Origin of the sequence: Pseudonocardia kujensis (assembly GCF_021283305.1) — a bacterium.
Taxonomy (GTDB): domain Bacteria; phylum Actinomycetota; class Actinomycetes; order Mycobacteriales; family Pseudonocardiaceae; genus Pseudonocardia; species Pseudonocardia kujensis.
Map to the genome: position 1 here is coordinate 22085 of NZ_JAJSOK010000061.1, position 26284 is coordinate 48368.

Here is a 26284-nt window from a genome sequence, read left to right on the forward strand (position 1 = left end):
GCGGGGCTTCCGGTGGGCACGGCTCACCGGAAGTCCCGCGACTTCACCGCGACCTTCAACGGCAGCCGCTGCAACCGGTCCGCCACGAGGTTGAGCACTCCCTCGGGGCTGCGCTCGAGCCGGCCGCGCACCAGCAACGCCGCACTGCCCAACGCGACCGTGCGGTAGCGCGCCCACAGCCCCTCCGAGCAGGTCACGTTGAGCATCCCGCTCTCGTCCTCGAGGTTCACGAACGTGACCCCGCGGGCCGTCGCGGGTCGCTGCCGGTGCGTGACCAGGCCGCCGACCAGCACCCGCGGCGCCTGGTCGTCGGGGTCGAACGGATCGCCCAGGGCCCCCCGCTCCCCCGCACCCGCCCTCCGGGCCACCCCGTCCAGCCGGTCGATCCGGACCGCACCCAGCCCGTCGAGCTCCTCGCGCAGGTGCTGCAGCGGATGACTGTCCGGGGAGACGCCGGTGGCCCAGACGTCCGCGACGGTCTCCTCCACCTCCGTCATCCCCGGCAGCGCGGGCGCCGCCAGCCCTACGGCGCTACCCGGCAGGTGCTCCGGCCGCACCGCCGCGACCACCCCGGCCGCCCACAGCGCGGCCCGCCGCTCGATCCCGAAGCAGCCGAACGCCCCCGCGGTGGCCAGCGCCTCCGCCTGCGGCCCGGTCAGCTGCACCCGGCGGGCCAGGTCGGCCAGGTCCCGGTACGGGCCGCCGCGCTCCCGCTCGGCCTCGATCTCCTCGGCGAGCTCGGTACCGACCGTGCGGATCTCGCGCAGCCCGGTGCGGATCGCCCACCCGCCGGCGCTGTCCTCGTCCGGCTCGAGGATCGCGGCGGCGCCGCCCACGTTGACGTCCGGCCCGCGGACCCGCACCCCGTGCCGACGGACGTCGGCGACCAGGGACTGCGGCGAGTAGAAGCCCATCGGCTGGGAGTTCAGCAGCGCCGCGCAGAAGGCCGCCGGGTGGTAGAGCTTGAACCAGGAGCTGTAGTAGACCAGCGACGCGAAACTGATCGAGTGGCTCTCCGGGAAGCCGAAGTTGGAGAAGGCCAGCATCTTCCGGAAGATCGTCTCGGCGATGTCGCCCGGGATGTCCCGCGCCGCCATCCCCGCGAAGAACCGCTCCCGCAGCCGCTCCATCTTCTCCGTGGAGCGCTTCGACCCCATGGCGCGGCGCAGCTCGTCCGCGTCGGCGGCGGAGAAGCCCGCCACGTCGACCGCGATCTGCATGAGCTGCTCCTGGAACAGCGGCACCCCGAGGGTCTTCTCCAGTGCCCCCGCCAGCAGCGGGTGGTCGTACTCCCATTCCTCGAGCCCGTTGCGCCGCCGGATGTACGGGTGCACCGACCCGCCCTGGATCGGTCCGGGCCGGATCAACGCGACCTCGACGACCAGGTCGTAGAACTCCCGTGGCTTGAGCCGGGGCAACGTGGCCATCTGCGCCCGGGACTCCACCTGGAACACACCCACCGAGTCGGCCCGCTGCAGCATCGCGTACACAGCGGGGTCGCTCTCCCCGAGCTCGTGCAGCTCGACCGTCCGCCCCTCGTGCCGGCGGACCAGGTCCATCATCAGGTGCAGCGCGGTGAGCATCCCCAGCCCGAGCAGGTCGAACTTGACCAGCCCGGCGGCCGCGCAGTCGTCCTTGTCCCACTGGACGACGGTTCGGTCCTCCATCCGCGCCCACTCCACCGGCACGACCTCGGAGACCGGCCGGTCGCAGATCACCATGCCGCCGGAGTGGATCCCGAGGTGCCGCGGGAAGCCCAGCAACTGGTCGGCCAGGGCCAGCACCGGCACGGGCAGGTCCTCCGGGACGGTCTCGGTGTCCAGCCCGGTCCAGCGCTCGATCCGCTTGCTCCAGGCGTCCTGCTGGCCGGGCGAGAAGCCCAGCGCCTTCGCCATGTCCCGCACCGCCGACCGGGGCCGGTAGGTGATCACATTGGCCACCTGGGCCGCGTGCGTGCGGGCGTACCGCTGGTAGACGTACTGGATCACCTCCTCGCGGCGGCCGGACTCGATGTCGAGGTCGATGTCCGGGTAGCCGTCCCGGTCCGGGGAGAGGAAGCGCTCGAAGAGCAGCCCGTGGCGCACCGCGTCGACGTTGGTGATGCCCAGCGCGTAGCAGACCGCCGAGTTCGCGGCCGAGCCCCGGCCCTGGCAGAGGATCCCGGCGCGCCGGCAGAACGCCACGATGTCGGCCACGATCAGGAAGTAACCCGGGAAGTTCTTGGCCTCGATGATCGCCAGCTCGTGCGCCACCATGTCCGCGGCGAACCGGTTCTCCGCGCGGCTGCCGTACCGCTTCGCCACGCCCTGCCAGGTCAGCGCGCGCAGCCAGGTCGCCTCCGTCTCCCCCGGCGGGACGTCGAAGGGCGGTAGGTCGGGTGCCACCAGCTGCAGCTCGAAGGCCAGCTCCCGGCCCAGCGCCGCCGCCCGCCCCACCGCGCCCGGGTACCGCTTCTCGAACCGCGCCGCCATGGCCGCACCGCCGCGCAGGTGGGCCCCACCGGCCGCGGGCAGCCAGGGGTCCGCCTCGTCGAGGCTGCGCCGGGCGCGCACCGCCGCCAGCGCCGACGCCAGCGGGAACCGGTCCGCGGTGGCGTAGTGCGCCCCCGTGGTGGCCACGGTCGGGACGCCGGCCTCGGCGGCCAGCGCGGCCAGCAGGTCGTTGCGCTCACTGTCGGTGGGCAGGGCCTGGTGGGTGAGCTCGACGGCCACGTTCTCCCGGCCGAACCGCTCGACCAGCCCCCGCAGCGCCTCCGCGGCCACCGCGGGCCCGCCTGCCCGCAGTGCCTGCTGCACCGTGCCCTTGCGGCACCCGGTGAGCGCGACGACGCGGCCGCGAGTGTCCTCGACGACCTCCACCGGGTCGTACACCGGGCGGCCCTTCTCCGCCCCGCGCAGCTGCGCCGCACTGATCGTGCGGCACAGCGCCCCGTAGCCCTCCGGCCCGCGGGCGAGCAGCAGCAGGTGGCTGCCCTCCGGGTCTGGTACGCCGTTCTGCGGGGCGGTCAGCCCGACGCTCAGCTCCGCGCCGAAGACCGTGCGCACGCCCAGCTCGCGCGCGGCCTCGGCGAAGCGCACCACCCCGTACATCCCGTCGTGGTCGGTGAGGGCGATCGCCTCGAGGCCGAGCTCGTGGGCCCGTTCGACCAGCTCCTCGGGATGGCTCGCCCCGTCGAGGAAGCTGAAGTTGGAGTGGCAGTGCAGCTCCGCGTAAGGGACGGTCGGCCCCGCCGGCGCGGCGTGCGCGCGCGGCGGCTCGTACGGTTCACGCTTGCGCGACCAGGCCGGCGAGTCGCCGCCGTCGGCCTCCGGGCCGCCGCGCAGGCTCGAGCCGACGCGCCCCGACAGCGCGGCCTCCAGCTCCCGCCAGGTGACGTCCGGGTTGCTCCATCCCATGCCCCGGAGCGTACTCGAACATCTGTTCTAACGGGCGGCGCCGACGGAGTTGTCCACAGGCAGGAACGGCTCGACCGCGGCCCGCACCGCCGCCTTGGGCCGGGCCCCGACGACCTGGGTGGCCACCCGCCCGTCGACGTACAGGCTCAGCGTCGGCATGCCTCTCACGCCCGCGGCCGCGGCGACCCTCGGCGAGTCGTCGACGTCGAGCGCGACGATGTCCAGCCGCCCCGCCAGCTCGGCCGCGAGCTCGGCCAGCACCGGCTTGATCATCCGGCAGGGCGGGCACCACGTCGCGGTGAAGTCGACCAGCACCGGCCCCCGCGCCCGCAGCACCCGGGCCTCGAAGGTCTCGTCGGTCACGGTCTCGATCACGGTTCCTCCAGGGTCAGCTCGCACCGGGGCACCGGTGCCCGCTCGCGCAGCGCGGCGTGCAGCTGCGCCTCGAGCTCGACGCGCACCGCGCCGAGTCGGGCGAGGGACGCGTCGACCTCGGCGAGCTTCTGCCGGTACACCGCGATCGAGTCGGCGCAGCTCGCGCCGCTCGGGTGGCCCGCGCGCAGGCACTCGACGAAGGGCCGCGTCTCCTCCAGGGACAGGCCCAGCCCGACCAACGTGCGGATCTCGGTGACCGCCCGCAGGTCCTCCTCGCCGTAGGTCCGGTAGCCGTTCGCCCGGCGCCGCGCGGGCAGCAGCCCGAGCTCCTCGTAGTGCCGCAACGCCCGGGGGCTCACCCCCGCCCGTTCCGCCAGCTCGCCGATCCGCATCGCCCGTCCCCCTTCCGCCGGCGACGCTAGACCTTGCCGTCGGCGTGAACGCCAATTTCGACTGGCGGAGGCGCCGATCATTACCCATGATCCGGGCGAGGGAGCCTCGATCGGAGGATCATGGTCGACCACCGTCACCGGCCGCCACACGCTGGGATCATGCGTACCGGCGTCGCCGCCCTGCTGGCAGGCCTCGCGGTGGCCTGCTCCGCCGCGGCGCCCACGTCGCTGACCCCCGTGCCGTCCGCCTTCGCCGACCAGCTGGTGGCGCAGGTCAGCGGGGACGGGACGTTCGCCCGGCTCGGCGAGCTGCAGCGGATCGCCGACGCGAACGGCGGCAACCGGGCCACCGGGCGTCCGGGCTACGACGCGAGCGTGGACCACGTCGCCGAGGTGCTGCGGGCGGCCGGGTTCGACGTCACCACCCCGAGCTTCACCTTCCGGGACACGCAGTACCGGAACGTGGTCGCGCAGACCCGCACCGGCGATCCCGGCCAGGTCCTCCTCGCGGGGGCCCACCTCGACTCGGTGCGCGACGGGCCGGGCATCAACGACAACGGCACCGGCGTGGCGACCCTGCTGGAGATCGCGACGAGGATGGGCGGCTCGCCGCCGGTCGGCCGCGCCGTCCGCTTCGCGTTCTGGGGCGCCGAGGAACGCGACTTCGAGGGCTCGCAGGGCTATGTCGACTCGCTCTCCGCCGCCGACCGCCGGACGATCGCGCTCTACCTCAACCTCGACATGACGGCGTCGCCGAACGCGGGCTACTTCGTACAGGGGGACGAGCCGGCGAGCCGCGACCTGGCGGCGCGGCTCACCGCGCTGGGTGCCGCGCCCGACACCATGAAGTTCGATGGCACCTCGGACTACGCGGCCTTCGTCGACGCCGGGATCCCCGGCGCGGGCCTGCTGGCCGGCGACGAGCAGATCAAGACCGCCGAGCAGGCGGCGAAGTGGGGCGGCAGCGCGGGCCAGGTGTTCGACGGCTGCTACCACACGGCCTGCGACACCCTCGACAACGTCGACCGCACCGCCCTCGACCGCTTCGGCGACGCCACCGCGGGCACCCTCGCGAGCCTCGCGGGCTCCCCCGCCTGAGGACCGACCACCGGATGACGCCGGCCGGGCCGCTCCCCAGCCCCCGACCGGCGTCATCCGGGCCTGCCGGCGGCGCGGCACCGGGGGCTCCCCAGCGACCGGTCGCGCGCGTCCGGCGGTCGTCGGGGCTCCGTCACCAGCTCCGACGACGTCCGTGATGCTGAGATCAGTCCACTCCGACCACCTGAGAAACAGCTGTGCTACGCCCGTGCGGCAGCCGTGGACCCGGGCGGATCCGCGGGAGCCACCCGATCGGGGTGATCGGCACGAACCCCGCCCATGCCGGACACTGAGCGACCGGACCGTGGCGGAGGGGGAACCATGCGGCGACGACGACTGGCGGCAACGGTGGCAGGGGTCGCGGCGCTCACGCTCGCGGGGTGTTCCTCCGCGCCGACCGCGCCCGCACCGCCCTCCCCGACGGCGGTGGCACCCGATCCGGGCCTCCCCGCCCGGCTGACCACCACCGTGAGCGGTGACGGCGCCTTCGCCCGCCTGGAACGGCTGCAGCAGATCGCCGACGCGAACGGCGGCAACCGCGCCCTCGGCACCCCCGGCTACGACGCCAGCGTGGACTACGTGGCGCAGACCCTGCGCGACGCGGGCTTCACCGTGGACACCCCGACCTTCGACGTGCGCGCCTTCTCGGTGCAGGACCAGCGGCTGACCGTCGGCGGCCGCACCGTGGAGTCCACCGTCATGAGCTACTCCCCGGCCACACCCGGGGGCGGGGTGACCGCGCCGCTGCACGTCGTGGCCCAGGACGCCACCTCCGGCTGCGAGCCCGAGGACTTCGCGGGCATGCCGGCCGGGGCGATCGCGCTGGTGAAGCGGGGTACCTGCCCGTTCGGCACCAAGTCCCAGAACGCGAAGAAGGCGGGCGCGGCCGGGCTGGTCGTGGTGAACACCGAGGACGCCCGGCTCGACGGCACGCTCGGCGACTCCCCCGACACCGTGCCGACGACGGGCGTGACCGCCTCGGCGGGCGCCGACCTGGCGACGAAGGACGGCACCCCGGTCACCCTGCTGTTGGCGACCACGACCAAGGACACCGTGAGCCGCAACGTGATCGCGCAGACCACGACCGGGGACCCGGACCGGGTCGTGATGGCCGGGGCCCACCTCGACTCCGTGCCGGAGGGGCCGGGGATCAACGACAACGGCACCGGCACGGCCTCGCTGCTTGAGCTCGCCACCGCGCTCGGCCCGACGCCGCCGGTGGCCAACGCCGTCCGGTTCGCGTGGTGGGGCGCCGAGGAGTCCGGGCTGGTCGGTTCCACCCGGTACGTCGAGGGGCTCTCGCCCACGGACGCGCAGAAGATCGCCCTGTACGTGAACCTGGACATGGTCGGCTCGCCCAACGCCGGCTACCTCGTCTACGACGGCGACGACTCGGACAAGCAGGGCGCGGGTCCGGGCCCCGAGGGCTCCGCGACCGTGGAGCGGGTGCTGCTCGACCAGCTCTCCGCCGAGGGCGTGCAAGGGGCGGGCACCGACTTCGACGGCCGCTCCGACTACGGCCCGTTCATCGCGGCGGGCATCCCCTCGGGCGGCCTGTTCACCGGGGCCGAGGAGCGCAAGTCGGCCCGGCAGGCCCAGCAGTGGGGCGGCCAGGCGGACCGCCCGTTCGACGCCTGCTACCACCAGGCCTGCGACACCACGGCCAACGTCGACCGCACGGCGTTGGACCGCAACGTCGACGCCCTCGCGGGTGCGGTCGGGCGGTTCGCGCTCGACCTGAGCGGAGTGCCCCAGCGGCAGTCGTAGCGGGCTCGCGGGCCCGGGTCGGGGCGGCGCCGGTCGGGTCGGTCCTGCTGGCGGGGCCGGTCGGGTCGGTCGGGTCGGTCGGGTCGGTCGCGTCGGTCGCGTCGGTCGCGTCGGTCGTGTCGGTCGTGTCGGTCGTGTCAGTCGTAGATGCCGGTGACCCACCAGCGCTCCTCCCGGTGCAGCAGGAGCAGGGCGACCCCGTCGGCCAGCTCGACCTGCAGCCGTGCCCCCGTGACACCGTCGGTCGACCACCAGCGCCGCCGCACCGGCCACGGCCCCGCCCAGTCCCGGATCTCCCGCGGCGGGTGCCCGGCGAGCAGGAGGCGGTGCGGCTCGGCGTCGAGCAGGTCGCCCTCGTGCAGGCCGACGGGCCGGCCCTCGGCGGTCTGCAGCTCGACCGGGATGGGTTCCTCCGGCACGGTCGCCGGCGAGGGCGCCGGGAGACGGCCCGGCCAGGCGGGAACGGGGTCCCGCGCCGCCCGGCCGGTGCGGATCGGGCGCGAACGGCCCGGTCTGCGGGCGAACGGCCCCTGCGTCGTGGTCGGGGCGGTGCCCCGGAGCGCGGCCTCGGGGGCGTCGGGCGCGAAGCCGCGCGGGGTCTCGCGCGGGAGCGGGGCCGGCTCGCCGACCGGGTCGAGGACGGCCACCGGCTCCCCGCCGACCACCCGCAGCCCGGCCGACGGGCCGTCGGGGTACGGGCCGAACCCCTCGACCGGCGGCTCGGCGGGCGGACCTTCGAGGGGACCGGCGGCGCGGGAACCGGGCTCGCGGTCGTCGCCCCACGGGACGTACCGGACCCGCTCGTCCGGGTCCCGGCCGCCGGCGAGGACCGCGGTGACCACGGACTCCGGGCCGAGCAGCGCCTGGACCCGGACCAGCGCGCGCCCGGCCCGCTCGTCCGCCTCGCCGACGTCGCCCCACAGGCCGAGCTGCAGCGCCCCGGCGGTGACCGTCTCCTCCGGGGTGAGCCGCAGCTCGACGACGGCGCCGGAGCCGCCCCGGGTCAACCACGAGTCGAGCTGCCAGCGCACCCGGTCGACGGTCCCGGACGGGGTCAGCGGCTCGGCGCAGCGCCACACCCGCAGCAGCTCCTCCCCGCCCTCCGTGCGCGCCCACACGCCCAGCCGGGTGCAGGACAGGCCGTGCCCGGCCAGGCTGCGGTGCAGCCGCTCGGCCAGCGTGCGGGCGGCGAACGCGGCGGCGTCGACCCGCGTGACCGGCGGGTCCAGCTCGATCGCGACGGCGAGCTCCTCGGGCGGGCAGCGCCGCACCGGCGGGCGCGGGTCCAGGCCGCGGGCGAGCCGGTGGGCGAGGACGGCGTCGGCACCGAACCGGGAGGCGACGTCGGCCTGGGCCAGGGCGCCGAACGCGCCGAGGCTGCGCAGGCCCAGCCGACGCAGCAGGTCCACCAGCTCGGAGCGGTCGACATCGGGCTCGCGGTCGAGCTCCTCCACCCCGAGCGGGGCGAGGAACTCCGCGCTGCGCCCGGGCTCGACCCCCACCCCGCGGCGGGCGGCGAGCACGGCGGCGAACAGGCCGTCGGCGAACCCGGTCTGGCACTCCACCCCGGTGCGCGCGCCGACCTGGTCGATCAGCCGCTCGGCCGCCTCGCGCTCGCCGCCGAAGAACCCCACCGGTCCTCGCGCCGGGAGCGCCAGCAGGCCGGGCCGGACCACCTCCACTCCCGGGGCCAGCTCCTCGACGGCGACGACCACCGGCTCGAACAGCCGCGCGTCCCGGTCCGCGTCCGGGGCCAGGACGGCGAGCTCGGGGCACCGCGCCTGGGCGTCCCGCCGGCGTAGCCCGCGCCGCACGCCGGCCGCCCGCGCGCCCGCCGAGCAGGCCACCACGCGGTTGGCCAGGAAGACCGCCGCGGGGCGGTGGGCCGGGACGTGCGCGGCCTGCATCGCCGCGGTCACGGGCCAGTCCGGCGACCACAGCGCCAGCACCCGCTCGTCGGGCTCTGCCATGGGGGTCCTCCGGGTGAGGGTGCGGAAGCTGCGGGTCCGAGGAGCCGGGCGGGTGATCGCCGGCCGGGACCGGTCGCGGCCACGGATGGCGCTCGACGGTCCGAGACGGCGATCACGGGCGGGACGGTGGCCGGGGCCTGGGTCCGTGATCGCCGTTCGGGACGCATTTCGGCCGCAGGTGGCGTCCTCCGGCCCAGGACGGTGATCATGGTCGGCGACCCTCTCCCGCGTGTTCACGAGACCGCCGCCCGGGACACGGGGACCTCCGCCGGTTCGTCGACCGTGGCCGCGCGGCGGATCTCCTCGCGCGGCGCGACCGCACCGGCGGGCCCCGGGAGCAGGAGCTCCGTCTCGCGCCCGGACGCGCCCGTGCCGCGGCCGCTCGACCGCACCACCGCGCACCGCGAGCGCAACCGGCCCGCCCCGCGCGCGACGCCCCGCCACTCCACCTGCGTGCAGTCGAGGGCGAGGTCGGCGCCCGGCCAGGCGCCCAGGGCGAGCAGCACCGCACCCCGTTGCCGGGCCCGCGCCGCCAGCCGTTGCCGGTCGCCCCCGCGCACCCCCGCCCGTTCGGCGCCCGCGACCACGACGAGGTCCAGCCCGTCGAGCAGCGCGGCGGTGACGGCGACGAGGTCCGCACCCGGCCGGGGCACCAGCGCGAGCCGCTCGAGCCGGATCCCGGCCTCCGCGGCGGCGACCGCGCCGAGCCCGGGCGCCCCGACCACGCCCGCCCAGGCGCCCTCGGCCGAGGCCTCGGCGAGCAGCCCGAAGAGCAGGGACGTCGATCCCGGGCCGGTCGAGACCGACACGGTGGAACCCCGCCGCAGCCCACCCCCGGGCAGCAGCGGGACGAGCGGGGCCGCGACCGGCAGGACCCTCCCGTCGTCGCTCGGGGTCGGGGCGGGACGGACTGCCGCGGCCGACCGGTCCTCCATCCGGCGTAGCAGCCCGCGGGCCGTCGCCAGCCGCTCGGCGGCGCTCTCCCCGGCCGTTCCCGACGCCGGCACACGGCCGGGCCGGACCGGGCGCCCCGCCCCGTGGACCCGGCGGTTCCGGGCGCGGGCGTCGGCGGGCGGGCGGCCGCTCCCCACGATCACGCCGCCCTCCGGGTCCTCGCCGGGCCCGTGCTCCGGCCAGTCGACCGGCCAGAGATCCGGGTCGAGCGCCCCGGCCTCACCCACGCCGCACCGCCGCCCGGACCCGGAAGGGCCCGCGAGGGGGCGGAGGCACGACCTCCGCACCCCCTCCGAGGCAGTCGCACACCCCGCCGCCGGCCTGTGCGGCGCCGCTTCGGGTGTGCGAGCCGGTCGGAACGGGTGTGCCGGGGCGAAAGGGGTGTGCGGCGCGTCCGTCGAGCCCGGCCGGACGGTGGGCGGGGTGCGGAGCGGACGTGGCGGGGTGGACCGGTCGCCGGCAAGGCCTCCGCGGCCACCGCAACGGCACCGGTGCCGCGCGCGACACCGGTGCACGACTTGCCGAGAAACGGACGGCGCGGGCAGCCTGACGGCAGCTCACGACACACCTCCCCCGCACGACGGGCCACGCCGCGGGGAAGACGACGTTCGAACCTTTGTTCGAACTCTAACTCAGCCCACCGACCCCCTCAACCCGCGATCGGGTGGACCCGCGGGAAGAGCGACCGGTGATCGTTCCGAGGGGCGCGTCAGCGCGGAGCCGGCAACAGCAGGGTGCCGGTGGACGATCACCGAAGTCATGATCGCTCCGAGCGTGACCGTACGGCTCCCGTCTCGACAACAGCGTCACACTCGAACGATCATGCCGCCGAACGGCGCCCGCCCGCCGGCAAGATCAACCCGAGCGTGACCGCACCGCTGCCACCATGACCGCCGCGTCACAGTCAGAACGATCATCGAGCGGCCCGGCCCGCCCCGGCCGTCCCCCCAAGACCGTTCCGAGCGTGACCGCACCGCTGCCGTCACAACAACAGCGTCACGCTCGCAAAGATCATGCTGGCCAAGAGCCGGGTCAGTGCGCGAAGTGCCGGGTGCCGGTGAGGTAGAGGGTCACGCCCGCCTCCGCGGCCGCGGCCGTCACCTGGTCGTCCCGGATCGAGCCGCCGGGGTGCACGACCGCCTTGACCCCGCCCTCGATCAGCACCTCGAGGCCGTCGGGGAACGGGAAGAAGGCGTCGGAGGCCGCAACCGCGCCGCGCGCCCGCTCCCCGGCCCGGGTGACCGCGAGCCGGCAGGAGTCGACCCGGTTGACCTGCCCCATCCCGACACCGACGGCCGCACCGTCCGACGCGAGGAGGATCGCGTTGGACTTCACCGCGCGACAGGCACGCCAGGCGAAGGCCAGGTCGGCGAGGGTCTGCTCGTCCGCGGCCTCGCCGGCGACCAGCTTCCAGGAGGAGGGGTCGTCACCCGCGGCGTCGACGGCGTCGCGCTGCTGCATCAGCAGCCCGCCGCTGATCGGTCGGATCTCCGCGCCGTGCCGGGCGACCTCGCCGTCGATCCGCAGCAGCCGGATGTTCTTCTTCGCCTTCAGGATCTCCAGCGCCTCGGGCGCGAACCCGGGCGCCACCACGACCTCGGTGAAGATCTCCTTGACCTGCTGCGCCATCTCCACGGTGACCTCGCCGTTGGTGGCGATCACGCCGCCGTACGCGCTGACGGGGTCGGTGGCGTGGGCCTTGCGGTGCGCCTCGGCGACGTCGGCGCCCACCGCGATCCCGCACGGGTTGGCGTGCTTGATCACCGCGACGGCGGGCCGGTCGCCGTGGTCGTGCGCGGCGCGCCACGCGGCGTCGGCGTCGACGTAGTTGTTGTAGGACATCTCCTTGCCGTGCAGCTGCTCGGCGCGGGCCAGCCCCGACCCGCCGGCCTCGGTGGTGTAGATCGCGGCGGCCTGGTGCGGGTTCTCGCCGTAGCGCAGCGTGGCCTTGCGGGTCCACGTCGCGCCCGCCCACTCCGGGAAGGCCGACTCGCCGCCGACCAGCACCGATCCCATCCAGGAGGCCACGGCGACGTCGTAGGCCGCGGTGTGGCGGAAGGCCTCGGCAGCGAGCCGGCGCCGGTCCTCCAGCACGAACCCGCCCGCCGCGATCTGCTCGAGGGCCCAGGCGTACTTCGCCGGGTCGGTGATCACCGCGAGACTGTCGTGGTTCTTCGCCGACGCCCGGACCATCGCGGGCCCACCGATGTCGATCTGCTCGACGCACTCGTCCGGCGTCGCCCCGGAGGCCACGGTCTCGGTGAACGGGTAGAGGTTCGAGACGAGCAGATCGAACGGCGCGATGCCCAGCTGCTCGAGCTGCTCGAGGTGCTCCGGCTTGCGGGTGTCGGCGAGCAGGCCCGCGTGCACCCGTGGGTGCAGCGTCTTGACCCGGCCGTCGAGGCACTCCGGGAACCCGGTCAGCTCCTCGACGGGCGTGACGGGAACGCCGGCGTCGGCGATCCGCTGCGCGGTGGACCCGGTCGAGACGATCTCGACGCCCGCCGCGTGCAGGCCGGTGGCCAGGTCGAGCAGCCCGGCCTTGTCGTAGACGCTGATCAGGGCCCGCTTGACCGGCCTGCGTTCGCTCACTGGACACTCGCCTCTCGGTTGCACAGCGTCTTTCCGGTACACAGCGTCGCGACGGTGGCCACCAGCAACCGGCGCTCCGCGATCTTGATGCGTTCGTGCAGCTCGGCCTCGGTGTCGCCGGGCAGCACGGGGACGGCCTCCTGGGCCAGGATCGGCCCGGTGTCCACACCGGCGTCGACCAGGTGGACCGTGGTCCCGGTGACCGTGACGCCGTGCGCGAGGGCGTCGCGGACCGCGTGTGCCCCCGGGAACGCGGGCAGCAGCGCCGGGTGGGTGTTGACGATCGGTCGGCCGATGCCGTCGAGGAAGGGCGCGCCGAGGATGCGCATGAAGCCCGCGCTGACGACGAGATCCGGCCGGTGCGCCAGCACGGCGGTCAGCAACGCGCGGTCCCAGGCCGGACGATCCGCATGCTCTCCGGGACGCACCGTGAACGAGGGGACGTGCGAGCGGGCGGCCCGGTCCAGCGCCGCGACGCCCGGACGGTCGGTCCCGACGGCCACGACCTCCGCCGGGTAGGCCGGGTCGCGCGCGGCGTCGAGCAGCGCCTGCAGCAGGGTCCCGGAACCCGAGGCGAGCACCACCAGCCGGGTGCGCCCGGGTAGGCCGTCCCGCGACGGGTGCTGTGCGCTCGTCGGGGCGGGCACGGATCTCCTCGGGCGGGCGGCTCTGACGGACCCCTCCAGCCTAGGCCGCGACGACGGTCACAGCGCGGGGACCTGCCCCGATCCGGGGTGGGCGGCCGGGAGGCGGTGATCCATGTCCGGGAAGGAGAAAGTTCGCGGATCGAGCGTTCCGCTGCACGGGGCACGTGCGGGCAGGTCGTCCGCGACGGTACCCGAGGACAGGACGAGGTGCCGGCGTGGCGACGTCGAACCCGGGAGCGGCGCTGATCGCCATGAATGGCCAGGCGGGACACCCGCGCCCGGCGGCCCACGATCGCGTTCCGGGCGGGAGGAGCCTCGGGGAGCGAGGCTCAGGGTCGCGGATGCGGATCATGGAGCGTCGGGGCCGCCTTCTGCGGCGTCACGGGCCGCACGTTCCTCCGCCTGACGGGCCCGCTGGGCCACGAGCTCGCCCACCGTGCGGGGGCGTGGCTCGGGTTCGAGGTCGTCGGTGTCGACCGGATCGGTCGAGGAGGCAACGGGCTCGGACCGTGTCGGGTCCGCGCGCTGCCTGCGCGGCCTCGGCGGGTCCGAACGTTCTGGTCGCCCGGCTCGGTCGGGCCGCTCGCCTCGATCCGGCCGCTCGGATCGCGCTTCACCCCCCGATTGCTCGGACCGCTCGGCGGACGCGGGCGTCGCCGCAGGCGCGGACCGCTCGGCGAACCCGGAGCGCCCGACGGGCGGAGGCTCGACGCGATCGGCGTCGGCGGGCACCTCGTCCCGATCCTCGGCATGGCCCCGGGTGTCGTCGACGGGCTCGCCCCCGGCCTCGGGCGGGAGGTCCTCGACGGCCCCGAGGGTCGGCGCGGCGACCGGACGGAAGCGGATCGGACGGCTGCGCCCGCCGTTGCTGCGCTCCTGCCGCCGGGCACGGGCCCGCTCGACCGCACGACCACGGCCGCTGCGGGATCGCCCGTCCCGCCCGCGTGCCTGACGACCGCGCGACGCGCCATCCGGGGCGGCCGTCTGCTCGGCAGAGTCCTCGCCGGCCGCGTCCGACGAGTCCGCGTTGGGTCCCGCCGCTGCATCGAGGGGCTGCTCCTCGTCGCTCTCCGCGTCGGCGTCGTTCGCTTCGGAGGCGTCGGCGTCCGCGGGTTCCGAGCCACCGCCGTCGCCTTCACCCACGCCGTCCTCGACGCCACGCGAGTCGTCGGAGCGTTCGGCCTCTTCGGCATCCTCGACCACATCGGAGCGGTCCTCGGGCTCCTCCCCCTCGCGTTCGAGGTCGGGACCGTCGGAGACCGGCTCCTCGTCCTCGGAGAACTCGGCCGGGTACCCGTCCCGGTACCAGCCGAGCTCCTCGTCGTCGCGCACCTCCTCCGGCCCCGGGCCACCCCGCTGCACCAGCGCGAGGACCGCCGCGGGCCCGCCGATCCACACCACGACCGCGAGCAGGGCGAGCCAGGCGGGCATCGCGACCGGGTCGTACCGCCCCGCGGCCAACCGTCCGCCGGCCAGTGTGGCGGCGAGCGCCGCGACCAGGGCGAGGGTCCCCGTGGCGACCCCGACCGCCCGCATCCGCTCGGGCACCGTGCAGTGCGGTCCCAGCACGGCCCGACAGATCCCGCCGACCCCCAGGCCGATGACCACCGGAACGATCACCACGACGACCGCCCAGGCCGGCGAGGGCACCGTCGGCAGCGCGCCGAGCAGCGGGAACGGCGGCAGCGGACCGGGCGCGCCGCCGAAGGGGGTCCAGGCGCCGAGACCGACGTCGAGGCCCGGGCCGAGCAGCCAGGACGCGCCGGCGATCGCGGCGTTGGGCATGTAGGCCACGGCGAGCAGCGTCATCCCGAGGGCGGCGCCGCCCGTCGGGGCCAGTGCCCCGTACAGACCGTGCACCCGCGACGCCCCGACGACCAGGCCCACCAGCACGGCGAGCGCCCCGGCGAACAGGAGCGCGGCTCCGCCGACCGCCGCGCCCGCCAGGCCGGCCGCGGGCCAGCCCTGCAGCCGCTCACGCCAGTCCGCGGGCAGCCCGCAGGCACGCAGCACACCGATCCCGGCACCGACCACGGCGATCAGCCCCGCGCCGAGCATCGCGGCCCACGGGGCGGCCCCGACCGCGGCCGAGGTGGGCAGCAGTGCGCTGCCGAGCACCGCGACCGCGGCGTGCGCCCCGGCCGACGCCGCGACGACCGCACCGGCATCCTGCCGAATCCGGCCACCCAGCCGTCGGGCGGCCCATCGTGCGCCCCACGCGACGACCACGACCACGGCCACGGTCGGGAGCAGCGGCAGCAGGCTCAGCGGCTGCCCCTCGAGCGCCAGCGGGATGAGGTGGGCCGCCAGCCACAGGGGGATCGCAGCGGCGAACGCTCCGTCGACGGAGCTGTCCGCGCCCCCGCCGGCGAGCACCACGAGCAGGGCCGCGGGCACGAGCATGGCGTAGGTGACCAGTACCGTGCCCATCGCCGCGGCGAGGACGACGCGGAGCCGGTCGAGTCCCTCGGGAACCTCCGAACCGGACGTTCCGGCCGCGTCGGACGCGACGTCCGGCTCCTCCTCCGCATGGTCCGGGGCACGCAGCGAACGGGTCACCCCGCCAGCGTCGCAGCGCCGGCGCCGGGAGTCAGGCCGCCACGCCGGGGCCCCGCAGGTCCCGACGGACGCCACCGCCCGGGGCGCCCCGACTCGCGCTACCGGAACTCCCGACTCGCGCCACTAGAACTCCCGACTCGCGCCACCGAAACTCCCGACTCGCGCTACCGGAATCACCGACTCGCGGGCGCAGGGTCGGGAGATCAGCCTTCGCTGCGGCGCTCGCCCTCGGTGGGGATACGGGTGGTGCGGTCGGCCTCGGGCCGGCCGTGCCGGCCGCTGCCCTGCTCCTCGCCGCCACGCGGGGACTCGATACGCGTCTGCTCCATCTCGGTGGGCTGTCCGCCGGGCGGGGTCGACGACGTCGCGCCCGCCTCGGCCGGGCCCGGCCACCCGGACTGCGGCGGCTGGCCCTGGCCGGGCTGCGGCACCTGAGACCCCTGCAGGCCCACCGCGCCCTGCTGACCCCCGCCCTGCTGACCCCCGCCCTGCTGACCGGCGGCCTGACCCCCGCCCTGCTGACCGGCGGCCTGCTGACCGGCCGGAACCTGCTGACCGCCGAGACCCTGCGGGCCGGGCTGGCCCTGTGGCCCCTGCGGCTGGCCCCACGGCCCGCCCTCGTAACCCTGCGGCTGGCCGTACGGCCCCGGCGGCTGCGGAGCCTGCGGCCCCTGAGCACCCTGCGGGCCCTGCGGCGACCAGCCGTAGCCGTACTGACCGCCCGGCGCGGGCTGCTGGACGTAGCCCCCGCCTTGCCCGGGCGGCGGGTACCCGCCGTACTGCTGACCGTAGGCCCCGTACTGCTGGTTGTAGCCCTGCGGAACCTGCGCCCTGCGCGCGGGCATGCTCAGCAGCCCCGCCTCCATCAGCACCGCACCGGCCAGCGCCGCGGCGGCCAGGAACGCGACCACGAGCGCCACGATCTCGATGCCGCCGACCGCGAACTGCGCCGCCGCCACGGCGACCTGCACCAGCGACAGGAACCCGACGACCGCGAGCACCGCCCCCGGCACGAGCACCTTGCCCGCCGCCCGGGGCAGCAGCGCGGCGGCGGCGAGCAGCCCGCCCGCCAGCACCAGCGTCGGCCCGTACAGCAGGCTGCTCAGCGGCGAGAAGAACCCGAGCAGGTAGACGACGATCGCCAGCCCGGCCCCCGCCATGACGAGGGTGCGCGCGGGACCCTGCGGCGCCGGTGCCTCTCCGGTCACCGGCTCCGGACTCGCTCCGGTCTGGCTCATGACCACTCCCTTGCCCCTTCTCGTGGAACGGGGCGACGCTAGCCCACCGCCGTCACCCGTCCGGTACCCCGTCACGACAACGCGCGGGCCCCGGGAGGGTTCCCGGGGCCCGCGCGTGGCGAAGAGCGAGGTCAGAACGTCACAGGGACGCCATGATCTCCTTCATCAGGGCGGCGGTCTCGGACGGCGTCTTGCCGACCTTGACGCCGGCGGCCTCGAGGGCCTCCTTCTTGGCGGCCGCGGTGCCGGCGGAGCCGGACACGATCGCGCCCGCGTGGCCCATCGTCTTGCCCTCCGGGGCGGTGAAGCCCGCGACGTAGCCGACGACCGGCTTGGTCACGTTCTCCTTGATGTAGGCCGCGGCCCGCTCCTCGGCGTCGCCGCCGATCTCGCCGATCATGACGATCGCGGCGGTGTCGGGGTCGGCCTCGAACGCCTCGAGGGCGTCGATGTGCGTGGTCCCGATGATCGGGTCGCCGCCGATGCCGATGGCCGTCGAGAAGCCGAACTCCTTGAGCTCGAACATCATCTGGTAGGTCAGCGTGCCGGACTTCGACACGAGGCCGATCTTGCCCGGGCCGGCGATGTCGGCCGGGATGATGCCGGCGTTGGACTTGCCGGGGCTGATGATGCCGGGGCAGTTCGGGCCGATGATCCGCGTCTTGTTGCCCTTGGCGACGGCATGTGCCCAGAAGTAGGCCGAGTCGTGCACCGGGATGCCCTCGGTGATGACCACGGCCAGCGGGATCGCGGCGTCGATGGCCTCGATCACGGCGTCCTTGGCGAACTTCGGCGGCACGAAGATGACCGAGACGTCCGCCCCGGTCTCCTTCATGGCCTCCTCGACGGTGCCGAACACCGTCAGCTCCTTGCCGCCGATGGAGACGGCGGTGCCGGCCTTGCGCGCGTTCACGCCGCCGACGATGTTCGTGCCCGCCGCCAGCATCTTGGTGGCGTGCTTGGTCCCCTCGGAGCCGGTGAGGCCCTGGACGATGACCTTGCTGTTCTCGTTCAGGAAGATCGACATGTGCTCAGGCTCCCGCGGCCAGCTCGGCGGCCTTGTCGGCCGCGTCGTCCATGGTGGCCACCTGCGTGACCAGGGGGTGGTTGGCGTCCTCGAGGATCTTCCGACCCTCGACGACGTTGTTGCCGTCCAGCCGCACGACCAGCGGCTTGCTGGCCTCGTCGCCGAGGATCTTCAGCGCCTCGACGATGCCGTTGGCCACGGCGTCGCAGGCCGTGATGCCGCCGAAGACGTTGACGAAGACGCTCTTGACGTCCGGGTCGTTCAGGATGACGTCCAGGCCGTTCGCCATGACCTGCGCCGACGCGCCGCCGCCGATGTCGAGGAAGTTGGCGGGCTTCTGGCCGCCGTGCTTCTCGCCGGCGTAGGCGACGACGTCGAGGGTGCTCATCACGAGGCCCGCGCCGTTGCCGATGATGCCGACGGAGCCGCCCTCGAGCTTGACGTAGTTGAGGTTCTTGGCCTTGGCCTTCGCCTCGAGCGCGTTCTCGGTGCGCTCGTCGACCAGCTCCGCGTGCTGCGGGTGCCGGAAGTCGGCGTTCCCGTCGAGGGTCACCTTGCCGTCGAGGGCGATGACCTTGTTCTCCGGGTCGCGCACCAGCGGGTTGACCTCGACCAGGGTCGCGTCCTCGGCGACGAAGGTCTCCCAGAGCTTCACGATCACGTCGGACGCCTGGTCGGCCACCTCGGCCGGGATCTTGCCGGCGGCGACGATCTCGTCCGCCTTGGCCTTGTCCACGCCCGCGATCGCGTCGATCGGGATGCGCGCCAGCGCCTCCGGGCGCTCGACGGCGAGCTGCTCGATCTCCATGCCGCCCTCGGCCGAGCACATGGCCAGGAAGGTGCGGTTGGACCGGTCGAGCAGGAACGAGAAGTAGTACTCCTCGCTGATGTCCGACGCGGTGGTGACCAGCACCTGGTGGACGGTGTGGCCCTTGATGTCCATCCCGAGGATGGCGCCGGCCTTCTCCTTGGCCTCGGCCGGGCTCTCGGCGAGCTTCACGCCGCCGGCCTTGCCGCGGCCACCCGTCTTGACCTGGGCCTTCACCACGACCGCGGTGCCCAGCTCGGCGGCGGCGGCCTCGGCGCCCTCGGCCGTGTCCACCGTCTTGCCCGGAAGCACCGGGACTCCGTGGGCGGCGAAGAGGTCCTTCGCCTGGTACTCGTACAGGTCCACTCGGCTCTCCCGATTCACGTCGCTGTGCCGGCAAGCGTCGCGAGGACCAGGACGCGGCGATGGCCGTGCCCGCCCTGCGAGGTGCCCGCACGTAGAGACCTACTCCGACGTTGGACCCTAGCGACGCCCCTGCCCGTTCATGACATCCGCCCAGGTGAGCTGCCTCACCGACCCCCGGAGTAAACCTCCGCACACCCGTCGTGCCTGGCGGATCCGGCCCCGGCCGCGGGTCCGTGTGTGACCAACGAGTCGCCCGCATCGCGGCGTGCGTCTCATCCGCGCGGGGACGCGGCACCCGGGTGCTTCTTGCCCGCTCGGCCGGTGACGGCGGGTGACCGGCTCCCGGCGTTCGAGGACCACCTCACCCGGGCCGACCAGCACCCGTCCCTGCTCGACGACGGTGCGATCTCGATGTCCGGGAAGCTTGCGCCGCCCGCCGCGCCCGGCTGCTCCGTTCGGCCGCCTCGCCGGAGGGGCAGGCCGTCACGCGGCCGTTCGGATATTTCCGCGGTGTTACCCGGCGGATCCCCCGAATCCCACTTATCGTGACCTCATGGCGTCGGTCCGGACGGGACTGCACCGCCTGGCCAGGACGGCCGACGGTGCACGCTCCGTCATGAGCCGGGCGCTGGTCGACGCCGGCGAGGCCGCCGGCTACGCCGCGCGGACCTTCACCTCGCCCGCCGGACTGCGCGGACTGGCGCTGGAGAGCGCCTGGCTCGCCGCGCACCTCGCGCTCTACCCCGTCGGGCTGGCCGGCGAGACGATCCGACCCCGCAACCTCTACCGCACGGACGACCTCGACCCGGTCCAGCGCAGCTTCGTCTGTGGCGACGTGGAGGCCGCCGGTACCCCGGTGCTGCTGATCCACGGGATCATGGACAACCGGTCGGTGTTCACCGTGTTCCGGCGCGCGCTGCGCAAGCGCGGCTTCGGCGCCGTGCTCGCGATCAACTACAGCCTGCTGACGGACGACCTGCGCAGCGCCGCCCGCGCGGTCGGCGAGCACGTCGAGCGCCTGCGGGAGGTCACGGGTGCCGAGAAGGTGCACATCGTGGGGCACTCGCTGGGCGGGGTGATCGCCCGGTACTACGTGCAGCGCCTGGGCGGCTCCGAGTTCGTCGACTCGCTCGTGACCCTCGGCAGCCCGCACACCGGCTCCAACACCGCATACCTGCTGCCCACCCCGCTCGCCCGGCAGCTGCGGCCCGGGTCGGACGTGATGGCCGAGCTCGCCGAGCCCGCCCCCGACTGCACGACCCGGTTCCTCGTCGTGTGGAGCCGGATGGACCAGATGGTCGTGCCGCAGCGCAACGCCCGGCTGCGCCACCCCGATCTCGACGTCACGGAGCTGGAGCTCGACGACGTCGGCCACCTCGCCCTGCCCGTCGACCCGCGCACCGTGCACGCCGTCGTGACCGGCCTGGCCCATCACGGAGAGCTACCGCTCCACCCTTTCCGCCAGCGTCGGCGACGCAGGGAACGGCTCGCCGCCACGCAGGGTGAACGTTCTTCGCCCGCGTCCTGACCTGCCGTCGTCCGATCGGCCGTACCGGTGCGCGCACCCGGGGGTCGGGTTGGACGCGGCGGGGCCGGCCCGCTAGGTTCGAGCCGTTCGTGTCACGGAGCGATCACGGCGGCGGCGCCGACCCCGAACGGCGCCGAAGGGTTTCCCCGAACCCACGCCGGCGCGTCCCGGAGGCACGGCGCGAAGAGAAGGGCAGGTCTTGCGCCACCGCTCCCCCAGCGGCGCCCGACCGGTCCCCGAGCACGTCGCGACCCCCCGCGCGGCGGTGCGCGCGGGACACCGGCTTCCGGCACCGCCCGCCGTGTCGCTGCGCGTGCGCGCGACCGTCGCCGCCTGTGCCGGTGGTGCGCTGGTCGCGGCCGGGCAGACGCTGCTCACGGCGCTCGCCGGCCCCGCCGTGGCCGCGGACCCGTACGAGAGGCTCGCCGCCAACGCGATGCTCCCGGTCGCGGACGACGTCGCCGCTGCGGCCCCGGTCCCGACCGCCCCGACCACCGCCTCCGCGCAGGCCATCGGCGCCGACCAGCTGACCGGCTCGTCGCCGCAGGCGCTCCCGGTGCTCGACGAGAAGTCCGAGCTCGACGTCGCGAGCCTCACCAAGGCCGTCGACATCGGCAAGAAGATCGCGGCGACCGCGAAGCAGATCAACGCCGCGCTGTCCGCCGGGGCGCCGCAGGCGGTGCTGGAGCACGGCGAGGCCTACGTCCTGCCGACAACCGGTCGGTTCACCTCCGGCTTCGGTGCGCGCTGGGGCGTCACGCACTACGGCATCGACCTCGCCGCCCCGATCGGTACGCCGATCTTCGCCTTCACCGACGGCGTCGTGGAGGAGTCCGGGCCGGCCAGCGGCTTCGGGATGTGGGTGGTGCTGCGGCACGCCGACGGCACCCGCACCGTCTACGGACACATCAACCGCTCGCTGGTGACGGTCGGGCAGACGGTCACGGCGGGCGAGGAGATCGCCGAGGTCGGCAACCGCGGCCAGTCCACCGGCCCGCACCTGCACTTCGAGATCTGGGACGCGGCCAAGAACAAGATGAACCCGCTGCCGATCCTGCAGGCCATGGGGCTGCGGGTCGTGGGGGACGGGGCGAACTCCCCTGACTAGCCGCCCACCCCGGCGGACGCATTATGGTTCCATAACGCGATCTTCAAGCCAGCCTGAGCGCGTTATGGTTCCATAACGCGATCTTCAAGCCAGCCTGAGCGCATTATGGCTCCATAGTGCAATCCTGAAGCCGGTCTGAGCGCATTATGGCTCCATAGTGCAATCCTGAAGCCGGTCTGAGCGCATTATGGTTCCATAACGCGATCCTGAAGCCGGTCTGAGCGCATTATGGTTCCATAACGCGATCTTCGGGCCGGTCTGAGCGCGGCGTGGGTCCACAACGCCTCGGGTCGAGATCGTCAGAGCTTCTGCATGGGGACGCCGCCGATCAGCATCAGCCGCACCGTGCCGGCGCTGCCGAAGTCGATCGTCACGGTGGCCCGCGGCCCCACCCCGTCGGACGCGACGACGGTGCCCAGCCCGTACTTGTCGTGGTTGACCCGGTCCCCCACCTCGAGGTGCAGCTCGGCGTTCAGCGCACGCTGCGGGACCTTCCAGTCCCCGCGGTCGGTCGCGGTGGACCGGCGGCCGAAGCCGAAGCGACCCACCGGGGCCGACGGTCGCTCGGGCTCGGACCGCGCCCAGTCGACGAGCTCGGCCGGCACCTCGTCGAGGAACCGCGAGGCCGGGTTGGTGCTGGGCTGGCCGAACGCGGAGCGCACGATCGCCCGGGACAGGAACAGGCGCTGCCGGGCGCGGGTGATGCCGACGTAGGCGAGCCGGCGCTCCTCGGCCATCTCGTCCGGGTCGCCCAGGGTCCGCATGTGCGGGAAGATCCCGTCCTCCCAGCCGGTGAGGAACACGACCGGGAACTCCAGGCCCTTCGCCGTGTGCAGGGTCATCAGCGTGACCATGCCCTGGTCGTCGTCCGGGATGGAGTCGGCGTCGGCCACCAGGGCGACCCGCTCCAGGAACGCCGCGAGCGACCCGGGCTCGGGGGCACCGACCTCGACGTCCGAGTCGTCCAGGTCCGCGACCGCCGCGTCGCCGGCGAACTCGCGGGCGACCGTGACGAGCTCGGCGAGGTTCTCCAGCCGGGTGCCGTCCTGCGGGTCCTCGCTGGCCTCGAGGGCCTCGGTGTAGCCGGTGCGGCCGTACACGTTCTCGAGGATCTCGGCCGTCTCGTCGCCCCGGTCGACACCCTCGCGCAGCTCGTCGAGCATCCGCTGGAACCCGGCGATGTTGCGCTGGCTACGGGTGGCGAGCTCGGGCAGCTTCTCCGGCTCCTCCGCCGCGACCCGCAGCGCCTGGCTGAAGGAGATGCGGTGCCGCTCGGCGTAGTCCGCGACCAGGCCCTCGGCCCGGTCCCCGATGCCCCGCTTGGGCACGTTGAGGATGCGCCGCAGGCTCACCGTGTCCTCGGGGTTGGACAGCACGCGCAGGTAGGCCAGCGCGTCCCGGATCTCCTTGCGCTCGTAGAAGCGGACGCCGCCGACGACCTTGTACGGCAGCCCGATCCGCAGGAACACGTCCTCGAACACGCGGGACTGCGCGTTGGTCCGGTAGAAGACGGCGATGTCGGAGTTGCGGAACTCGCCGGAGTCGACCAGGCGGTCGATCTCCTGCCCGACGAAGCTCGCCTCGTCGTGCTCGTTGTCGGCGACGTAGCCGACGATCTTCTCGCCGTCGCCCTGCTCCGACCACAGCCTCTTGTCGCGGCGGTTCGGGTTGCGCGCGATGACGGAGTTGGCGGCGGACAGGATGGTCTGCGTGGAGCGGTAGTTCTGTTCCAGCAGGACGGTGGTCGCGTTCGGGAAGTCCTGCTCGAACTCCACGATGTTGCGGATGTTCGCGCCGCGGAAGGCGTAGATCGACTGGTCCGAGTCGCCGACCACGCACAGCTCGGCCGGTACGGCGCCCTGCGTCGCCGGTTCGACCAGCTCGCGGACCAGGACGTACTGCGCGTGGTTGGTGTCCTGGTACTCGTCGACCAGGACGTGCCGGAAGCGGCGCCGGTAGTACTCGGCCACGGCCGGCATCCGCTGCAGTAGCGAGACCGTCTCCATGATCAGGTCGTCGAAGTCGAACGCGTTGGCCTGGCGGAGCCGCTCCTGGTAGGTCGCGTAGACCTGCGCGACCCGACGCTCGTGCTCGTTGCCGGCGCGCTGGGCGAAGTCCTCCGCCGTGATCAGCTCGTTCTTGAGGTTCGAGATCTGCGCGGCCAGCGACCGGGCGGCGAACTTCTTCGGGTCCAGCTCCTGGTCCCGCGCGACGATCCCGATCAGCCGACGCGTGTCGTCCGCGTCGTACACCGAGAAGGCGCTGCGGACGCCCAGGTGCTTGGCCTCGCGGCGCAGGATCCGCACGCACATGGAGTGGAAGGTCGACACCCACATGGCCTGCGACCGGCGGCCGACCAGCCCGTCGACCCGCTCCTTCATCTCGGCCGCGGCCTTGTTGGTGAAGGTGATCGCCATGATCTCGCCCGGGTGCACGCTCCGTTCGGCGAGCAGCCAGCCGATCCGGTGGGTGAGCACCCGGGTCTTGCCCGACCCGGCCCCCGCGACGATCAGCAGGGGGCTCCCCGCGTGCGTGACGGCCTCGCGCTGCTTGGGGTTCAGCCCCTCCAGCAGTGCCGCGCCACGCTTCGTCTTCGGCTCGACCTGAGCCTGGGCGGGAAGTTCGAACAGAGCGCTCATCGTGTCGAACACGGTACCTCCGCCCCCCGACGGAACCGGAATCGGCGCACGGGGCGCGGGCCGTGTGGCAGACTGTCGGCGTGCACCGCACCTCGTCGACGGGACGATTCTTCTACGGGTACCGGATTCCGGCACCCGTGGCCCGCTGACGCAGCAGACCCGACGCCCCGGAGTCCACGGACCCGGGGCTTCGTTCTGTCCGGGGTCGGTGGACGCCCGCCGTGAGGAGTAGACCGATGTCCGTGACCGACGACCACACCGACGCCGGGGCCCCCGCCCCGACCCCGACCGACGCCGAGATCACCGAGCTCCGCAAGGAGATCGACCACCTCGACGCCGAGATCCTGCGCCTGGTCAAGCGGCGCACCGAGGTCTCGCAGCGGATCGGGTCCGCGCGGATGGCGGCCGGCGGGCCCCGGATCGTCTACAGCCGGGAGATCACGGTGCTGTCCCGCTTCCGTGAGCTCGGCGCCGAGGGTCGCGAGCTCGCGATGCTGCTGCTGCGCCTCGGGCGCGGGCGGCTCGGCGCCCGCTGAGCCGGCCCGGCGGCCCCGTCGCGGGCGCAGCGGCCGAAGCCCTGCCGAGGGGCGGGCCGCCGCCCGGCGAATCCCCCGCACGGACCTGCGCGACCGTGGCACTGTGGTGTCCATGGGGATCGTCTTCTCGCTGATCGCGCTCATCGGGCTGCTGGCCGCCCTCGGCCACGTCGGCTACGTGGCGATGCTGAACAACGCCGCCAAGAAGAAGGGTGCGGCCGGCGCCGAGATCGCCGCCTACACCCGCACCCGGCTCCCGGTCGCGGCCGGGGCCACCGGTGTCGCGCTGCTGGGCCTGCTCATCACCAGCGGGCCGAGCCTCACGGCCGACGTGATCGGCATGCTGCTCGCGGCCGGCGGCGGCGTCGTGGGCTACCGCGGGCTCCAGCAGGAGCGCGCCAAGTACCCGACCTCGCGCTGACCGAGGTCCGGGCACGGAATGTGTCCGAGTCGTGACGTGACGCTACGTCACGACCATCGGCGCGCCCGTCACGCCCCGTGAAGGGCTGAGCGCGGGCGACAGGACCCCCTCCGACCTGCGCGAACCAGCCCGGTGGCGCGATCAGCGCCCGATCGGCGCACGGTCAGCGGTCGCCCTCTTCCGGTGAGCGGAGTTCACCCGAACGAACCACCCGCGATGAGCGGGCGAATGACACTTGGTGAACGGTGCGTGACTCCGGTAGACCTGACCGGGTCGCTCCCCAACGCTCCCTGAGGAGGTCGGCCGGTCGTGGCCACGTTCGAGCACCGTGTCGGCAACCCGCTGCCGCCGGACAATCCCGTCACGGTGGCGGATCTGCTGCGTCGCGGCGTCCCCGCCCAGCGCACGGCCGCCGGGACCCCGGAGGCCGCGCCTGCCGCGCAGGGCCCCGCGGAGTCCGACGGCGACCGCCGGCCGCTCCCCCGGATCCCCGCTCCGCGGCCCGCACCGGAGGACCTGGTCGGCAGGGCCGACGACACCGGGGCGCCGGTCGCGGCCGCCGCCGAGCCGGCCGAGCCCGTGGGAGCCGTGCTCCTCGACGACGTCGAGGACCTCGACGAATCCCCCGCCGGCCCGGTGACGGGCGGGCACGCGCTGCCGGATCCGGAGGATCCGCGGCCGAGCCAGATCATCTCCGTCGGCGCGCTCCTGCGCCGCGAGGGTCGCGCCCCGCACGCCCTCGACCGGCCCATCCAGCCGCGCCCCGCCCAGGTCGGCCGGCGCAGCCACCCCGGCGTCCGCCGCGCCGCGGTCACCGCCGGTGCGCTCGTGGCCACCGGCTCGGTCGTGGCCGCGGCCGTGTTC

18 protein-coding genes and 1 pseudogene are annotated in these 26284 nt (G+C 74.3%); 7 read left to right on the plus strand and 12 right to left on the minus strand.

Translation table 11 applies throughout. The features are described 5' to 3' along the window. Window positions 1-23: 23 nt before the first annotated feature. The 3 genes from LWC35_RS30210 to LWC35_RS30220 are packed head-to-tail and all read right to left on the minus strand — an operon-like array spanning window position 24 to window position 4162. On the minus strand, window positions 24-3395 hold the full coding sequence (locus tag LWC35_RS30210) for an error-prone DNA polymerase (protein ID WP_232873688.1): 3372 nt from the start codon (window positions 3393-3395) through the stop codon (window positions 24-26). A 27-nt stretch (window positions 3396-3422) separates the two neighbouring features. Then, the gene (locus tag LWC35_RS30215; protein ID WP_372463129.1) at window positions 3423-3770 is read right to left on the minus strand and encodes a thioredoxin family protein; all 348 of its coding nucleotides are present in this window, start codon (window positions 3768-3770) and stop codon (window positions 3423-3425) included. After that, window positions 3767-4162 carry a MerR family transcriptional regulator gene (locus tag LWC35_RS30220; RefSeq protein ID WP_232873689.1) on the minus strand — a complete coding sequence of 132 codons (396 nt, stop codon included), beginning with the start codon at window positions 4160-4162 and terminating at the stop codon, window positions 3767-3769. Before LWC35_RS30220 ends, LWC35_RS30215 begins: the two co-directional genes overlap by 4 nt. 159 nt (window positions 4163-4321) lie before the next feature. On the opposite strand from LWC35_RS30220, the gene LWC35_RS30225 reads away from it, so the two are divergent. Both LWC35_RS30225 and LWC35_RS30230 read left to right on the plus strand, forming a co-directional pair. Next, window positions 4322-5260, plus strand: coding sequence for a M28 family peptidase (locus LWC35_RS30225; protein WP_232873690.1), 939 nt, complete (start codon window positions 4322-4324; stop codon window positions 5258-5260). A 426-nt stretch (window positions 5261-5686) separates the two neighbouring features. After that, window positions 5687-7027 (plus strand): M28 family metallopeptidase, encoded by a 1341-nt coding sequence (locus LWC35_RS30230; RefSeq protein WP_232873691.1) that lies wholly within the window; start codon window positions 5687-5689, stop codon window positions 7025-7027. Window positions 7028-7164: 137 nt separating this feature from the next. On the opposite strand, the gene LWC35_RS30235 is transcribed toward LWC35_RS30230, so the two are convergent. From LWC35_RS30235 to sucC, 8 genes are all read right to left on the minus strand, one after another. Continuing rightward, a complete protein-coding gene (locus LWC35_RS30235; RefSeq protein WP_232873692.1) occupies window positions 7165-8997 on the minus strand; it encodes a DNA polymerase Y family protein in 1833 nt (610 codons plus the stop codon). Between the two features lie 233 nt (window positions 8998-9230). After that, window positions 9231-10178, minus strand: coding sequence for a DnaE2-dependent mutagenesis accessory factor ImuA' (gene imuA' / locus LWC35_RS30240; RefSeq protein WP_232873693.1), 948 nt, complete (start codon window positions 10176-10178; stop codon window positions 9231-9233). Between the two features lie 805 nt (window positions 10179-10983). Beyond that, entirely contained in the window at window positions 10984-12543 is a 1560-nt protein-coding gene (gene purH, locus LWC35_RS30245) for a bifunctional phosphoribosylaminoimidazolecarboxamide formyltransferase/IMP cyclohydrolase (RefSeq protein ID WP_232873694.1), read from the minus strand. Further along, window positions 12540-13190: a phosphoribosylglycinamide formyltransferase gene (gene purN, locus LWC35_RS30250; RefSeq protein WP_232873695.1), complete on the minus strand. Its 651-nt coding sequence runs from the start codon at window positions 13188-13190 to the stop codon at window positions 12540-12542. The genes purH and purN overlap by 4 nt, the downstream gene beginning before the upstream one ends. A gap of 348 nt (window positions 13191-13538) precedes the next feature. Next, the gene (locus tag LWC35_RS30255; RefSeq protein WP_232873696.1) at window positions 13539-15749 is read right to left on the minus strand and encodes a cell division protein PerM; all 2211 of its coding nucleotides are present in this window, start codon (window positions 15747-15749) and stop codon (window positions 13539-13541) included. Window positions 15750-15952: 203 nt separating this feature from the next. Further along, window positions 15953-16987 carry a DUF5336 domain-containing protein gene (locus LWC35_RS30260; RefSeq protein ID WP_232873697.1) on the minus strand — a complete coding sequence of 345 codons (1035 nt, stop codon included), beginning with the start codon at window positions 16985-16987 and terminating at the stop codon, window positions 15953-15955. Window positions 16988-17126: 139 nt separating this feature from the next. Beyond that, window positions 17127-18014, minus strand: coding sequence for a succinate--CoA ligase subunit alpha (gene sucD / locus LWC35_RS30265; protein WP_232873698.1), 888 nt, complete (start codon window positions 18012-18014; stop codon window positions 17127-17129). Between the two features lie 4 nt (window positions 18015-18018). Continuing rightward, window positions 18019-19206, minus strand: a complete 1188-nt coding sequence (sucC, locus tag LWC35_RS30270; protein ID WP_308194702.1) for an ADP-forming succinate--CoA ligase subunit beta — start codon at window positions 19204-19206, stop codon at window positions 18019-18021. A 535-nt stretch (window positions 19207-19741) separates the two neighbouring features. On the opposite strand from sucC, the gene LWC35_RS30275 reads away from it, so the two are divergent. Together LWC35_RS30275 and LWC35_RS30280 are read left to right on the plus strand one after the other, a co-directional pair. Beyond that, window positions 19742-20716: an esterase/lipase family protein gene (locus tag LWC35_RS30275; protein ID WP_232873700.1), complete on the plus strand. Its 975-nt coding sequence runs from the start codon at window positions 19742-19744 to the stop codon at window positions 20714-20716. A gap of 313 nt (window positions 20717-21029) precedes the next feature. Beyond that, complete coding sequence (locus LWC35_RS30280) at window positions 21030-21824, plus strand: M23 family metallopeptidase (protein ID WP_232873701.1); 795 nt, start codon at window positions 21030-21032, stop codon at window positions 21822-21824. 299 nt (window positions 21825-22123) lie between these two features. Here the strand turns inward: LWC35_RS30280 and pcrA are convergent, their stop codons facing one another. Then, window positions 22124-24463, minus strand: coding sequence for a DNA helicase PcrA (pcrA, locus tag LWC35_RS30285; RefSeq protein ID WP_232873702.1), 2340 nt, complete (start codon window positions 24461-24463; stop codon window positions 22124-22126). A 236-nt stretch (window positions 24464-24699) separates the two neighbouring features. On the opposite strand from pcrA, the gene LWC35_RS30290 reads away from it, so the two are divergent. From LWC35_RS30290 to LWC35_RS30300, 3 genes and pseudogenes are all read left to right on the plus strand, one after another. After that, on the plus strand, window positions 24700-24999 hold the full coding sequence (locus tag LWC35_RS30290; RefSeq protein ID WP_232873703.1) for a chorismate mutase: 300 nt from the start codon (window positions 24700-24702) through the stop codon (window positions 24997-24999). A 112-nt stretch (window positions 25000-25111) separates the two neighbouring features. Further along, complete coding sequence (locus LWC35_RS30295; RefSeq protein WP_232873704.1) at window positions 25112-25420, plus strand: hypothetical protein; 309 nt, start codon at window positions 25112-25114, stop codon at window positions 25418-25420. A 309-nt stretch (window positions 25421-25729) separates the two neighbouring features. Beyond that, window positions 25730-26284 (plus strand): annotated as a pseudogene (locus tag LWC35_RS30300) (hypothetical protein); the annotation flags it as partial.

Bases quoted from the DNA above. Each gene is read 5' to 3' on its own strand.
- LWC35_RS30210 (WP_232873688.1), bottom strand. From the start codon at position 3,395: ATGGGATGGAGCAACCCGGACGTCACCTGGCGGGAGCTGGAGGCCGCG.
- LWC35_RS30220 (WP_232873689.1), bottom strand. From the start codon at position 4,162: ATGCGGATCGGCGAGCTGGCGGAACGGGCGGGGGTGAGCCCCCGGGCG.
- LWC35_RS30225 (WP_232873690.1), top strand. From the start codon at position 4,322: ATGCGTACCGGCGTCGCCGCCCTGCTGGCAGGCCTCGCGGTGGCCTGC.
- LWC35_RS30235 (WP_232873692.1), bottom strand. From the start codon at position 8,997: ATGGCAGAGCCCGACGAGCGGGTGCTGGCGCTGTGGTCGCCGGACTGG.
- LWC35_RS30260 (WP_232873697.1), bottom strand. From the start codon at position 16,987: ATGAGCCAGACCGGAGCGAGTCCGGAGCCGGTGACCGGAGAGGCACCG.
- sucD (WP_232873698.1), bottom strand. From the start codon at position 18,014: ATGTCGATCTTCCTGAACGAGAACAGCAAGGTCATCGTCCAGGGCCTC.
- LWC35_RS30275 (WP_232873700.1), top strand. From the start codon at position 19,742: ATGGCGTCGGTCCGGACGGGACTGCACCGCCTGGCCAGGACGGCCGAC.
- pcrA (WP_232873702.1), bottom strand. From the start codon at position 24,463: ATGAGCGCTCTGTTCGAACTTCCCGCCCAGGCTCAGGTCGAGCCGAAG.
- LWC35_RS30290 (WP_232873703.1), top strand. From the start codon at position 24,700: ATGTCCGTGACCGACGACCACACCGACGCCGGGGCCCCCGCCCCGACC.
- LWC35_RS30295 (WP_232873704.1), top strand. From the start codon at position 25,112: ATGGGGATCGTCTTCTCGCTGATCGCGCTCATCGGGCTGCTGGCCGCC.